The 14022-nt window shown below is 72.7% G+C and carries 11 protein-coding genes; 6 read left to right on the top strand and 5 right to left on the bottom strand.

What is annotated here, in order from left to right:
* Positions 1 to 84 precede the first annotated feature (84 nt).
* The 3 genes from JNB62_RS09130 to mtrA are packed head-to-tail and all read right to left on the bottom strand — an operon-like array spanning position 85 to position 4182.
* Positions 85 to 1788 (bottom strand): GerMN domain-containing protein, encoded by a 1704-nt coding sequence (locus JNB62_RS09130; RefSeq protein WP_220300549.1) that lies wholly within the window; start codon positions 1786 to 1788, stop codon positions 85 to 87.
* A complete protein-coding gene (gene mtrB, locus JNB62_RS09135) occupies positions 1785 to 3494 on the bottom strand; it encodes an MtrAB system histidine kinase MtrB (protein ID WP_220300550.1) in 1710 nt (569 codons plus the stop codon). Before mtrB ends, JNB62_RS09130 begins: the two co-directional genes overlap by 4 nt.
* A gap of 7 nt (positions 3495 to 3501) precedes the next feature.
* Entirely contained in the window at positions 3502 to 4182 is a 681-nt protein-coding gene (gene mtrA / locus JNB62_RS09140; RefSeq protein ID WP_220300551.1) for an MtrAB system response regulator MtrA, read from the bottom strand.
* Positions 4183 to 4405: 223 nt separating this feature from the next.
* On the opposite strand from mtrA, the gene JNB62_RS09145 reads away from it, so the two are divergent.
* From JNB62_RS09145 to aqpZ, 6 genes are all read left to right on the top strand, one after another.
* A complete protein-coding gene (locus JNB62_RS09145) occupies positions 4406 to 5911 on the top strand; it encodes a glycerophosphoryl diester phosphodiesterase membrane domain-containing protein (protein WP_220300552.1) in 1506 nt (501 codons plus the stop codon).
* Entirely contained in the window at positions 5902 to 6579 is a 678-nt protein-coding gene (locus JNB62_RS09150) for a DUF4129 domain-containing protein (protein WP_220300553.1), read from the top strand. Before JNB62_RS09145 ends, JNB62_RS09150 begins: the two co-directional genes overlap by 10 nt.
* Positions 6580 to 6698: 119 nt before the next feature.
* Positions 6699 to 7826, top strand: coding sequence for a DUF4350 domain-containing protein (locus tag JNB62_RS09155; protein WP_220300554.1), 1128 nt, complete (start codon positions 6699 to 6701; stop codon positions 7824 to 7826).
* On the top strand, positions 7823 to 8851 hold the full coding sequence (locus JNB62_RS09160) for an AAA family ATPase (RefSeq protein WP_374450663.1): 1029 nt from the start codon (positions 7823 to 7825) through the stop codon (positions 8849 to 8851). Before JNB62_RS09155 ends, JNB62_RS09160 begins: the two co-directional genes overlap by 4 nt.
* Positions 8852 to 8856: 5 nt before the next feature.
* On the top strand, positions 8857 to 10158 hold the full coding sequence (locus JNB62_RS09165) for a DUF58 domain-containing protein (RefSeq protein WP_220300555.1): 1302 nt from the start codon (positions 8857 to 8859) through the stop codon (positions 10156 to 10158).
* An 87-nt stretch (positions 10159 to 10245) separates the two neighbouring features.
* Positions 10246 to 11043, top strand: a complete 798-nt coding sequence (aqpZ, locus tag JNB62_RS09170) for an aquaporin Z (RefSeq protein ID WP_220300556.1) — start codon at positions 10246 to 10248, stop codon at positions 11041 to 11043.
* Positions 11044 to 11131: 88 nt separating this feature from the next.
* Here the strand turns inward: aqpZ and katG are convergent, their stop codons facing one another.
* Both katG and JNB62_RS09180 read right to left on the bottom strand, forming a co-directional pair.
* Complete coding sequence (gene katG / locus JNB62_RS09175) at positions 11132 to 13441, bottom strand: catalase/peroxidase HPI (RefSeq protein WP_222855866.1); 2310 nt, start codon at positions 13439 to 13441, stop codon at positions 11132 to 11134.
* Positions 13442 to 13480: 39 nt separating this feature from the next.
* Positions 13481 to 13939, bottom strand: coding sequence for a Fur family transcriptional regulator (locus JNB62_RS09180; protein ID WP_220300557.1), 459 nt, complete (start codon positions 13937 to 13939; stop codon positions 13481 to 13483).
* Positions 13940 to 14022 lie beyond the last annotated feature (83 nt).

The following is a 14022-nucleotide window of genomic DNA, read 5'->3' on the forward strand; positions in this document are numbered from 1 at the left end:
CTGCGGCCGCGGGCGGCGGCATCCACGAGGCTCCCGAGGATCTGTGGACGGATGCCGCCCACCGGCGCTCTGGGGAGGAAGCGGCTACTGCGGCGAGCCCTGCTGGGTCGCCAGCAGCAGAACGCCGGTCGCCGTCGGCTGCCACGCGGTGCCGCGCTTGACGAAGAGGGTGCCGTCGTCGGCGCGCAGCCTGAGGCTGGACGTGCCGTTGCCGCCCGCGATCGACACCATGCCCTTCGTCCCCGACGACGTCGACGTCGGACCGCCCACGGGCTGCTCCACGACGATCGAGCTGTCGTCGCCCCGGGCCAGCACGCCGACGGTGACGTCGTCGACCCACGTGACGCCGTCGGCGGGGCCGCCGACGATGGCAAGCGGAACGGTGGGCCCCAGCGCGATCGGCACATTCTCGCCGTCGCGCAGGACACCGGCGATCCAGAGCACGGTGCGGCCTCCCGACGTCACGGTCGCCGCCATGCGGGTGCCGTCGCGCGAGAGCGCCATCGCGCTCACCGCCGTCGCATCGGGCCAGGCGTCGGCGATCGAGATGGGCTCGATGCTCTGCGGCGCGTACGCCTGCAGGGCCGCCGGCTGATCCTTGGGCACGCTCCAGACGTAGCCGAAGCCGTCCACGACCGGGTCCGCGAGCCCTGCGCGGGTGTCGAGCACGTCGGGGGTCGCCGACGTGGACGTGACCCGCGCCACCTCGCCGCCGGCGAGCTTCACGGCGGCGATGTCGTGTTCGGGTCCCACCTGCACCGCCGTCGGCGCCGCGGCGACCACCGCGGGCGACAGCCCCGGGATCTGGTCGATCTCGTCGCCGGAGAGGAAGCCGAAGCCGTCGGCCGTGAGCACGAGCGGAGCCGCGGGCACACGCGTCGACCGCACCGCGACCGGCGACGCCTCGACCGGGGTGGAGTCGACGCGCATCACGACCTCGGCCACCCCGGCGGCGTGGAGGCTCTCACGCAGCTGCGTCAGCATGCGGTCGAGCGCGGTCGGATTGGCGCTCAGCAGCGAGGAGTCGTCGAAGTCGACGACGGCGACGCCCTGGTCGTCGACCTGCACCGACGGGACCACCACCGCGCCATCGGGGAACGCGGTCTTCACCGACTCGGCCAGCCACTCGCTGCGCGGCTTGTTGACGAGCCCGACGGCGATCGTGCTGGCCGCGTTGACGGACGGGAACCACCGCACGTCCGGCACGAGGTACTGCCACGTCGGGTCGAAGTACATGAGCGAGTAGCGCCGGAACACCTGCGGGAACTGGCCCTCGTCGAGCCAGATGCCGTCGGGCGCCTCGGTGATGCGCCACTCGCCGTCGGACTGCTCGGCCAGGCGGAACTCCTGGGAGTTGGCCGCCAGCTCCGCGCGCTTGTACGAGCCGATGTCGTCGAGGTCGGCGACGGCCTCGTACGAGAAGGCGACCGAGCCCTCGTCGGCGTCGGACGCCGCGTAGTCTCGCTCGGCCCGCTCGTCGATCCGGACCGTCGCCAGCGGATCCCAGGCCTCCCGCAGATCGGGCGCGAGGAACTCCTTCGCGACCTCCCACTTGCCGTCGACGCCCGGGCCGGACCCGGCGTCGATGAACCCCTCGACGATCTGCTCGGGCGTCGCGCCCGGCTGCGGCCGGTTCGGGATGAAGGTCACGTTCTGCGACCCGCCCGTGTCGGCGCCCGTCTCGAGGCCGTACTGGATGTAGCCGCTCTCGGGAAAGCCCCCGCAGCCGGTGAGGACCACAGCGCACAGCGCGAGGACGAGAGCGAGGATGCCGCGAGCCCTGGTCATGACGTTCCCCCTCTGCCGCCGGCATCGTCTCCCCTGCCGACGCGCGGCAGCTCGATCGGCTCGGTGAGCCCCAGTCCTTCGAGATCCGGTCCGGCGTCGTCGCCGGGGTCGACGGCGATGGGAAGGGCTCCGTCGAGCGAGCCGTTCTGCCGGGGCAGCGTGAGCACGAAGTTGGTCCCGTGGCCGACCTCCGACCACACCCCCAGCTCGCCGCCGTGCAGCTTCGCATCGCCCAGCGCGATCGACAGCCCGAGGCCGGTGCCGCCGATCGTGCGCTTGCGCGACGGGTCGGCGCGCCAGAACCGGTCGAACACGCGGTCGACGTCCTCGGGCTTCATGCCCATGCCGAAGTCGCGCACGCCGATCGCGACGGCGTTCTGGTTGCTGTCGACGGTCACGACGATGGGCCGCCCCTCGCCGTGCTCGATGGCGTTGCCGAGGAGGTTGCGCACGATGCGGCGCACGCGGCGCGGATCCATGTCCACGGGCGAGTAGCCGCCCGGGGCCACGAGGCGCACGTCAGACCCGTGCTGCTCGGCCAGCTGCTGCATCGAGCCGATGACGTCCTCGGCCAGGTGGGCGAGGCTCGTCGGCTCGAGCTCGAGCTGCACGGATCCGGCGTCGTAGCGGCTGATCTCCAGCAGGTCGGTGAGCAGCACCTCGAAGCGCTGCACCTGTGCGTTCAGCAGCTCGGCGGCGCGCGCCGTCGCCGGGTCGAACTCGTCGCGCTGGTCGTTGATCATGTCGGCGGCGAGACGGATGGTGGTCAGCGGCGTGCGCAGCTCGTGCGAGACGTCCGACACGAACCGCTGCTGCACGAGCGACAGCTCGGCGAGCTCTTTGATCTGCGACTCCATGCTGTCCGCCATCGCGTTGAACGACCGGCCGAGCGTCGCGAGCTCGTCCTCGCCGTGCACTTCGAGGCGGACGTCCAGCTGCCCCGCGGCCAGGCGCGCACTCGTGTCGGCGGCCTCGCTGATCGGCGCGGTCACCGACCGCAGCACGAACCACGCGATGCCGCTGATGAGCAGCACGAGCCCGATGCCGACGACCCACAGCGTGCCCTGGACGAACCCGAGCGTCTGCGGCGCATTGGCGAGGTCGTAGGCGAGATAGAGCTCGTACGACGCGACGCCGCCGATCGTGAGCTGCTGGCCGACCATGATGCCGGGCGTCGTGCCGCCGTCGCCCTCAGGCAGAGCGATCGGCTGCCAGATCTGGCGGTCGGGGTTCTTGCGCACCTGCTCGCGCATCGCCGGCGTCAGCAGCGGCTCGATCACCCCCTCGGCGGTCGAGAAGTCCTGAGGTGCGTTGGCCACCGGAGGGCCGATGCGGTAGGCCGCCATCATCTGGGCCGACGACTGGTCGCTCAGGGCTCGGGACGCGAGGGTCATGACGCTCTGCAGCTGCACGGCCTCGGACTGCACGGCCGCGTCGAGCGTGCGCTGCGCGGCCGCGCGCGCCTGCTCGGCGTCGTTCAGCACCTGCTCCTGCCGCGAGGTGTACAGGTCGTTCTGGATCTGCAGCGCCATCCAGATGCACGCGACGGCGACCGCGAGCAGCGTCAGCCCGATCGTGACGAGCAGCGTGCGGAACCGCAGCGAACGCCGCCACAGCGCCCCGATGCTGCGGGGCCACGCACGCCACAGCCGCCAGGTCGGCGGCGGGGTGCGGGTCGCGTTCACGCCCGTGATCGGGGCGGTCATGGCCCGCTCAGACGACGGCGCCGGCGCGGTAGCCGACGCCGCGCACCGTCGTGACGATCTTGGGGTTGTCGGGGTCCTTCTCGACCTTCGCCCGCAGCCGCTGCACGTGCACGTTGACCAGGCGCGTGTCGGCCTTGTAGTGGTAGCCCCACACCTGCTCGAGCAGCATCTCGCGCGAGAACACCTGCTGCGGCTTGGATGCCAGGGCCACCAGCAGCTCGAACTCCAGCGGTGTGAGCGCGATGGGCGCGTCGCCGCGGCGCACCTCGTGCGCGGCCACGTCGACGGTCAGGTCGCCGATCCGCAGCGTGTCGCCGGCGGGCTGGGCGGCCGGGCGCAGACGCGTGCGGATGCGCGCGACGAGCTCCTTGGGATTGAAGGGCTTGACGATGTAGTCGTCGGCTCCCGACTCGAGGCCCTTGACCACATCGGCGGTGTCGGTGCGCGCGGTGAGCATGATGATCGGGATGCCGGACTCGGCGCGGATGAGCGTGCAGATCTCGATGCCGTCCATGCCGGGAAGCATCAGATCGAGCAGGATCAGGTCAGGCCGCTCGCTGCGCCAGGCCTCGACCGCCTGGGCGCCGTCGGCGCAGAAGACCGTCTCGAATCCCTCGGTGCGCAGCACGATGCCGATCATCTCGGCCAGGGCGGTGTCGTCGTCGACCACCAGGATGCGTGAAGTCATCGCGCGCGTTCGTTCCTTCTCTCCCGGCACGGGGCAGAGCATTCGCCTTCCCCATGCGCTCCCCACAGAGTAGTCGACACACCCTGAGGACCGGCCGAACCGCGCACCGGGCCGTTCGGACGGACGATGGCCGGGTTGCGGCATCCCTCGATGTGGAACGATGGGACGCAAGCGACCCGCACCACCGCGCTCCACGCCGCGGCGGCCGACGGAAGGGGACTGCGTGACCGCGTATCCGGCCTGGACGCCGGCATCCCGCCCCGGGATCATCCCGCTGCATCCGCTGACCTTCGGGACGATCCTCGGGCGCTCGTTCTCCGCGCTGCGGCAGAACCCGCGCGTGCTGCTGGGCTTCGCGCTGGTCGTCCAGACCGTCGCGTACCTGCTCGTGCTCGCGGCGGTGCTCGGCGTGACGTGGCTCTCGTTCTCGCGCCTCGACACGCTCACCGAGGGCACCGACGAGTACAACACGGTGCTGGCGGGCTCGATCGGCCTCGTCGCGGTCACCGGGTTCGTGCTGGGACTGGCGGCCGGAGCGCTCAGCGTCATCGTGCAGGGGATCGTCGTGCTCGAGGTCACGCACGCGGCCGTCGCCGAGAAGCTGACGCTCGGCGCGCTGTGGCGACAGCTCAAGCCGGTGGCGTGGCGCCTCATCGGGTACTCGCTGCTGGTGGTGCTGGCCGTCACCGCCCTCGTGGCGCTCGTGGTGCTCGGCGTCGTGGGCGTCGCCGTCGTCGCCCCGCCCGCCGCCATCGGCCTCACGATCCTGCTCATCATCGGCGCCATCCCACTCACGTGGTGGCTCATGATCAAGCTCCTGCTCGCCCCCTCGGCGATCATCATCGAGCACGCGACGATCCTGCAGGCCCTGTCGCGCTCGTGGACCCTCACGCGAGGCCGGTTCTGGCCGGCGCTCGGCATCATCGTCGTCATCAGCGTGATCTTCGGCGCCGTCGCGCAGGTGGTGAGCCTGCCGTTCAGCTTCCTGTCGATGGGGCTCACGACCATCATCGCGCCGACGGGAGCGCCCGAGCCGAGCGCCATCATCGGCGTGATCGCGACGGTGCTGCTCGCGCAGGTCGTGACCCTGCTGCTGCAGTCGGTCGCGGTCGTGGTGCAGTCCACGGCGACGGCCCTCATCTACATCGACTGCCGCATGCGGCGTGAGGGTCTCGACCTCGACCTCCTCGCCTACGTGGAGCGACGGGATGCCGGCGTCCCCGGTCTCGCCGACCCGTACCGCGAGCACGTGGGCCGCACGATCGCACCGCGAGGCTGGCCCGGCGCGCCCGTGGGATACGCCGGCGCGGCGTACGCTCCGTATCCGGCGCAGCCGGGCGGCCCCGGAGCGGGGGCATACCCGCCGGCGGGTGCCGGATACCCCGGCCAGCCCGCTCCAGCCGCGGCGCAGGGCGCGTACGCGGGTCAGCCCGCGTACCCCGCGCAGGCGCCGTACGCAAGCCAGCCCGGGCAGCCCGGATATCCCCCGCAGCCGCCGTACCCCGCCGCTGCGCCCGTTCGGGGCGCCGGCGCCGACACAGCGCAGGTCGCGTCGGGGCCGGGCGCGCACCCCGTCCCTGCTCAGGCGGCGCCGCCGACGCCCGCACCCGCCGCGCAACCGGCTCCCGAGGCCGGTGCCGAGGGAGAGACGCCCGCACCCCCGTCGCCGACGAACTGGGCGGCCCCCGGCGCTCCGCAGAACGCCGACCGCGACTCGCCGTGGTCCTGACCGTCGCGCTGCGCGCCGCGGCGGCCGCCGCCGACGTGCCGCCGCTCACCCCCGACGGCGACGAGGCGCGCCGGTGGGCGGAGGAGGAGCTCGCGAAGCCCGCGTACGACATCGCCGAGCCGACGCCGTTCGACCGCATCGCTCGCGCCGTCGGCGACTTCATCGCGTCGCTGTTCAACCCGCAGGTCTCGGGCGACTGGGGGTCGGTGCTGGCCATCGTCGCGACGGTCGCCGTCGTGGTGCTGATCGTGACGGCGTTCGTCGTCTGGGGCATGCCGCGCGTGTCGCGACGTGCCGCCGCGCGGACGCCCGTGCTGTTCGGCGAGGCAGAGCACCGCACCGCCGCCGCACTGCGCGCCGCCGCTGCCGAGCGAGCTCAGGCCGGGGACTGGGAGAACGCCGTCGTGCTGCGCTTCCGCGCCCTGGCCCGCGGCTGCTCCGAGCGCGGCGTCGTGGACCCGCCGCCCGGCGCGACCGTGCACGGGTTCGCCCAGGCAGCCGCGCGCGTCTTCCCCGCGCTCGCGACACGGCTCGAGGAGGCCGCCGCCGCCTTCGACGACGTGCGCTATCTGCGGCGTCCCGGCACCGCTGAGCTGTATCGCCTCGTCGCGGCCGTCGACGAGGACCTCGCCGCCGCGCGGCCGCTCGCCGAGCAGGTTCCCGCATGAGCGCGCGCGACGGGACGACGACGGGTCACACGGGCGCCACAGCTCTGTCCGGGCGGCACGTACCTGACGCACCGCAGCCGGATTCAGGCGCACCTGCCCCCACGCCGAGGCGTCGCCGCGTGGCAGCCTGGATCGCCATCGGCGTCGTCCTGCTGGTCGTCGGAGGGATCGGCGGCGCGATCTCGGCGGCGAACCAGTGGGCCGCCCGCGAAGTCCTCGACCCCGCCTCGGCGGGTCCGCAGGGCATGCGGGCCCTGGCCGAGATCCTGCGCAGCCACGGCGTCGAGGTCGAGGTCACGCGCAGCCGCGCCGACGCCCTCGCGGCGCTCGACGGCGCACCGGCGACCCTCGTGCTGCCCGACGCGCCGGCGCTGTCGGACGACGCCGTGTCGCAGCTGGCGGCCGCCGCCAAAGATGTCGTCCTCATCGAACCGCGCTCGCGCACGCTCGACCTGCTGCTGCCGGGTTCGGTCGCGAGCGGCTACGCCGGGAGGGATGCCGTCGCCCCGGCATGCGAGCTCGCCGAGGCCGACCGCGCCGGCGCCGTGGCTCCCGGCGCCCTGTACACCCCAGGGTCGGGCACGACCGCCTGCTACCCCGTCGATGACGGCTTCGGACTCCTCGTGCACGACGATGACGGCAGGCGCACCGCCGCCGTCGACGGCGGCGTCCTCTTCACCAACGAGCGCCTCGCCGAGGACGGGAACGCCGCGCTGGCCGCGAACCTGATGGGGCGGCATCCGCTCGTCGTCTGGTACGTGCCGAACGCGGCTGACAGCGACCTCACCGACACCGACCCGTCATTGGGCGAGCTCACGCCGCCGTGGGTGAGCCCGGCCATCGTGCTGCTGCTGGTCGCCGGCGTCGCCGCGGGGATCTGGCGCGGGCGCCGATTCGGTCCGCTGGTGGCCGAGCGCCTGCCGGTGACGGTGCGCGCCTCCGAGACGACCGAGGGGCGTGCGCGCCTGTACGCCCGGGTTCGCGATCCCCTGCACGCAGCCGACCGGCTGCGCATCGGCGCACTGCGGCGACTGTCGGAGCTGCTCGGTCTCGGCCCGCAGACCGACGCCGGCGAGGTCGCCGACGCCGCGGCCGGGCGCACCGGGTGGGACCGCACGGCCGTGCGCGGCATCCTGCTCGACGACATCCCCCGCAGCGACGCCGACCTCGTCGCCCTGAGCACCCGCCTGCGAGACCTGGAGGAGGCCGTGCACGCGGCCGTCCGCCCCGAGAGGAGCACCCCATGACGGACACCCCCGACAGCTCGACCCCCGGCGAAGCGGGCCCCGCACCCGTTACGCACGCCGCGACCGAGCCCGACCACGCCGCGCTGCGCGAGGCGATGAACCGCGTCCGCATCGAGGTCGGCAAGGCCGTCGTGGGGCAGGACGGCACCGTGACGGGTCTGCTCATCGCGCTGCTCGCTCGCGGCCACGTGCTGCTGGAGGGCGTGCCGGGCGTCGCCAAGACGCTCCTGGTGCGCGCGTTCTCAACGGCGCTCGGGCTCGACACCAAGCGCATCCAGTTCACCCCAGACCTCATGCCGGGCGACGTGTCGGGGTCTCTCGTGTACGACGCCCGTGCCGGCGAGTTCGAGTTCCGCGAGGGGCCGGTGTTCACCAACGTCGTGCTCGCCGACGAGATCAACCGCACGCCGCCCAAGACTCAGGCGGCGCTGCTGGAGGCCATGGAGGAGCGCCAGGTCTCGACGGACGGCGTGACACGGCCGCTCCCCGACCCGTTCCTCGTCGCGGCGACGCAGAACCCCATCGAGCACGAGGGGACGTACACACTGCCCGAGGCGCAGCTCGACCGCTTCCTGCTGAAGCTCATCGTCGAGGTGCCGGCGCGCGACGCCGAGCTCGCCGTGCTGCGCCGCCACGCCGGCGGGTTCGACCCGCGCGACCTCGCCGCCGCCGGGCTGCAGCGCGCCGCGACGGCAGACGAGATCCGGGCCGCGCAGCGCGCCGCGGCCTCCGTCACCGTGTCGGACGACGTGCTGGGCTACGTCGTCGATCTCGCGCAGGCCACGCGCCGGAGCCCGTCGGTGCAGCTGGGCGTGAGCCCGCGCGCCACGACCGCCCTGCTCGCGGCGGCGAAGGCATGGGCATGGCTCGGCGGCTACCCGGCGATCACGCCCGATCACGTGCAGACGATGCTCGTGCCGACGTGGCGTCACCGCATCCGGCTGCGCCCCGACGCGGAGCTCGAAGGCGTCTCGGTCGACGCCGTGCTGGGGTCGGTGCTGCAGCAGACCCGCGTGCCCATCTGATCCGCATGTACGTCACCGGCCGCCTTCCGCTCCTCGTCGCCCTCGGCGTCGTGCCCGTCGTGCTGCTCTCGCTCGCGGGCGTCGACGCGTGGCTGTCGGCCGCGGGCTGGGTCGTGTTGTGCGCGGCCGCGGCCCTCGGCGACGCCGCAGCGGCGGCCGATCCGCGCCGTGTGACGGTGAACCGGCGGATGCCGCACCGCGTGCTGCTCGGGCAGCCGGTGCTGTCCGAGCTCGTGCTCCGCAACGGCGGCACACGCAGCATCCACGGGCGCGTGCGCGACGCGTGGCAGCCGACCGCGGGGGCCCCGGCCGAGCGCGTGCCGATCGACCTCCCCGCCGGAGAGGCTCGCGCCGTCGGCATCCCGCTGCGTCCCCGCCGCCGCGGCGAGCTGCGGTCCGCGTTCGTCGTGGTGCGGTCGCACGGACCGCTGCGCCTGGCGGGGCGACAGGCCCGGATCGACGCGCCGGGCGCGATCCGCGTGCTCCCGCCGTTCACGGCACGCCGGCACCTGCCCTCGCGACTGGCGCGGCTGCGCGAGCTGGACGGCAGCACGAGCGTGCAGGTGCGCGGCCAGGGCACGGAGTTCGACAGCCTGCGCGAGTACGTGCGCGGTGACGACGTGCGCTCGATCGACTGGCGCGCCACCGCGCGTTCGACCATCACGATGCTGCGCACGTGGCGTCCCGAGCGCGACCGTCACGTCGTCATCGTGATCGACACCGGCCGCACCGCGGCCGCGCGCGTCGGCGACGGGGTCCGGATGGATGCCGCGATGGAGGCCGCTCTGCTGCTCTCGGCGCTGGCGACGCGTGCGGGCGACCACGTGCACCTGCTGATGTTCGACCGCGTGATCCGCGCGCGGGTGACGCGCGTCGACGGGCCGGGCCTGCTGCCCGCCCTCGTGGACGCGATGGCGCCCGTCGAGCCCCAGCTCATCGACACGGACTGGGACGCCGCGTTCGCGCAGGTGCGCACCCTCACCTCGCGCCCGTCGCTGGTCGTGCTGCTCACGGCCCAGGACGCAGCCGAAGCGGCGCGCGGATTCCTCGGATCGCTCCCGGCCGTGGCGCGATCGGCCCACGTGCTCGTCGGGGCGGTGACCGGCGACGCCGACCCGCTCCCGGAGCGCCCCGACGCCGCAGACGTCTACCGCGCGGCCGCGATCGAACGCGCCGTGCAGGACGCCGCCGTGGTCGCCGCCGCGATCGGCCGCGCCGGCGGCGAGGCGATCGCCGACACCCCCGACCGGCTGCCGCCGCGCATCGCAGACCGCTACCTCGCGCTCAAGGCCGCCGGGCGACTCTGAGACGCGGCATCCCGAGACACTCCGACCGGCCTCCCTGAGAATCTGCTGGACATCCCGATACTCTCGCGACGATGAAAGGAGTCCGCCATGCCGGATACCATCAAGGACCCCACCACGGCGACCAAGCTCGTCGCGGAGGCTCTCGGTACGTTCCTGCTCGTCTTCGGCGGCGTGGGCACCGCGTTGTTCGCGGCCACGTTCCCCGCCGATTCTGACGGCAACCCGCTCGGCGTCGGTTTCGTCGGCGTCGCTCTCGCCTTCGGCCTCACCGTGGTCGCCGGCGCCTACGCGTGGGGCCCGATCTCGGGCGGCCACTTCAACCCGGCGATCACCCTGGGTCTCGCTGCTGCCGGCCGGTTCGCGTGGCGCGACAGCATCGCCTACATCATCGCCCAGCTCATCGGCGGCGCTCTGGGCACGACCGTCATCGTGCTCGTCGGCCTGTTCGGCCCGGACGGCTGGCTCGCCACGGCGCAGGACGGCGGATTCGCCTCGAACGGCTATGGCGACCACTCCCCCGGCGGCTTCGGCCTGGGCGCCGCGATCATCGCCGAGATCGTGCTCACGGCCATCTTCGTCTTCATCATCCTGGGCGTGACGCACACGGTGCGCGGCACCGCGGCCCTGGCTCCGCTGGCGATCGGCCTGACGCTGACCCTCATCCACCTGATCTCGATCCCGATCGACAACACGTCGGTGAACCCGGCGCGCTCGATCGCGGCGGCCATCTACGGCGGTCCCGCGGCACTGTCGCAGGTGTGGGTGTTCATCGTGTTCCCGATCGTCGGCGGCATCCTCGCCGGCGTGATCCACCGGGCGCTGTTCGAGCCGAAGGGCTCGCTGCCGCCGGACCAGTCGCAGGCCCGCGTGCCCGACGCGCGCTGAGCCTCCGGTACGCGGAACGGCCCGCCCCCTCGGGGGCGGGCCGTTCTGCTTCGGGATGCCGGAGGCCGAGGCCGCCGGCATCCACTTCTCACTTCAGGTCGAAGCGGTCGAGCTCGGTGACCTTGCCCCACGCCTTGACGAAGTCGCGCACGAACTTCTCGTTCGCGTCGTCGGAGGCGTACACCTCGGCGACCGCACGCAGCTCCGAGTTCGAGGCGAACAGCAGGTCGACACGCGTGCCGATGCCGACGGGCTCGCCCGAGCCGTCCTTCGCGCCCGAGAACGCGTGCGAGCCCGGGTCGAGCGGCTTCCACGTGGTGCCGAGGTCGAGCAGGTTCACGAAGAAGTCGTTCGTGAGCACGCCCTTGCGGTCGGTGAACACGCCGTAGTCCGAGTCGTCCCAGTTGGCGCCCAGCACCCGCAGGCCGCCGACGAGGACGGTCATCTCGGGAGCGCTGAGCGTCAGCAGGTTCGCGCGGTCGATGAGGTGGTGCTCCTCGGGCATGAATGCCTGAGGACCGTAGTAGTTGCGGAACCCGTCGGTCGCCGGCTCGAGGAACGCGAACGACTGCACGTCGGTCTGCTCCTGCGTGGCGTCGGTGCGGCCAGGGTGGAACTCCACCTCGACGTCGACGCCGGCGTCCTTCGCCGCCTTCTCCACCGCCGCGTTGCCCGCGAGCACGATGAGGTCGGCCAGCGACACCTTCTTGCCGTCGGTGCGTCCCTCGTTGAAGCCCGCCTGGATGCCCTCGAGCACGCCGAGCACGTTCGCGAGCTGCGCGGGCTTGTTGACCTCCCAGTCCTTCTGCGGGGCCAGGCGGATGCGGGCGCCGTTGACGCCGCCGCGCTTGTCGCTGCCGCGGAAGGACGATGCCGCCGCCCACGTCGTCTCGACGAGCTGCGAGACCGTGAGGCCCGACTCCAGGATCTGCGCCTTGAGCGCGGCGGCGTCCGCCGCGTCGATCAGGTCGTGGTCGACCACCGGCACGCGGTCCTGCCACAGCAGCTCCTCGGCAGGCACCTCGGGTCCGAGGTACCGGTCGATCGGACCCATGTCGCGGTGGGTCAGCTTGAACCACGCGCGGGCGAAGGCGTCGGCGAAGGCCTCGGGGTCGTCCTTGAAGCGGCGCGAGATCTTGTCGTACTCGGGATCCATCCGCAGCGCGAGGTCGCTCGTGAGCATGCGCGGCTCGCGGCGGCCGTCCGAGTGCGCGAGCGGCACCATGTCGGCGCCGCCGCCGTTGATCGGACGCCACTGGTGGCCGCCGCCCGGGCTGCGCATGAGCTCCCACTCGTACGCGTACAGGATGTGGAAGAACTCGTTGTCCCAGCGGGTCGGGTGGTACGTCCAGGTCACCTCGAGGCCCGACGTGATCGTGTCGTCGCCCTTGCCCGTGCCGAAGTTGTTCTTCCAGCCGAGGCCCTGCTGCTCCAAGCCCGCGGCCTCGGGGTTGTCCTCGACGTTCGTGTCGGGAGCGGCGCCGTGCGTCTTGCCGAACGTGTGACCGCCGGCGATGAGCGCGACCGTCTCTTCGTCGTCCATGGCCATGCGGCCGAAGGTCTCGCGGATGTCACGCGCCGACGCCAGCGGGTCGGGGTTGCCGTTCGGGCCCTCGGGGTTGACGTAGATGAGGCCCATCTGCACGGCAGCGAGCGGGCGCTCGAGGTCGCGGTCGCCGGAGTAGCGCTCGTCGGCCAGCCACGTCGTCTCGGGGCCCCAGTACACGTCGGCGTCCGGCTCCCACACGTCGGGGCGGCCGCCGGCGTAGCCGAAGGTCTTGAAGCCCATCGACTCGAGCGCGACGTTGCCGGCGAGGATCATCAGGTCGGCCCACGAGATCGACTGGCCGTACTTCTTCTTGACCGGCCACAGCAGGCGGCGGGCCTTGTCGAGGTTGACGTTGTCGGGCCAGCTGTTGAGCGGCGCGAAGCGCTGCTGACCGGCGCCGCCGCCGCCGCGTCCGTCCGTCACACGGTAGGTGCCGGCGCTGTGCCACGCCATGCGGATCATGAGCGGGCCGTAGTTGCCGAAGTCCGCCGGCCACCAGTCCTGCGAGGTCGTCAGCACCTCGGCGATGTCGGCCTTGACCGCGGCGAGGTCGAGCGTCTCGAACGCCGCCTTGTAGTCGAAGTCCTCGCCGAGGGGGTTCGCGACGGCGGGGTTCTTCGCGAGGATCTTGAGGTTCAGCTGGTTGGGCCACCACACGCTGTTCGCGTTGCCGGTGGTCGGGTGCGGCTGGCCGCCGTGGATCACGGGGCAGCCCTCGGCCTCGTTCGGCCGCGGGCGGGTCTCGCCGTCCTCGCGCTCGTCGACGGGGGTGTCGATCGGGGTGACCGCCTGGTCGGCGTCGGTGGGGTTCTCACCGATCTCGGGGATCGTGTCGTTGGTATCGGACATGGTTACCTTCCTTGCAGGCGAACGGGATGGGAACGGGAGTCAGGATGCTGCGCGCGCGGCGCAGGCGGGGCACACGCCCCAGAACGTCACCTCGGCCACGCGCACGGTGTACCCGTGCGCGTCGCCGGGCGCGAGACAGGGCGCCTCGCCCACGACGCAGTCGACGTCCTCGACGGCGCCGCATACGGAGCAGACGAGGTGGTGATGGTTGTCGTCCACGCGCAGCTCGAACAGCCCGGGACGGCCGGCCGGCTCGATGCGGCGGGCGAGTCCGGCGTCGACGAAGTCTCCGAGCGCGTTGTACACCGACTGCAGGCTCGTCGCCGGGACCGAGCGCTCGACGATGGCGAACAGCTCGTCGGCGCTCGCGTGCGGGCGCTCGACCAGAGCCTCGACCACGGCGCGGCGGGAGTCGGTGACCCGCAGCCCGGCGGCCCGCAGCCGCTCGGCGGCGTCGGGCGGCCCGACCTGCGCATCGGCAGCAGCGGGCGGGGTCATGACCTCAGCCTACCGTTGTTTTGACCTCCTCAAAACAACCGTGCGCAGCATCCACCCTCCCCTCTCTTCTCCGCCTTCCCTCC

The organism is Microbacterium jejuense (assembly GCF_019511665.1).
Classification (GTDB): domain Bacteria; phylum Actinomycetota; class Actinomycetes; order Actinomycetales; family Microbacteriaceae; genus Microbacterium; species Microbacterium jejuense_A.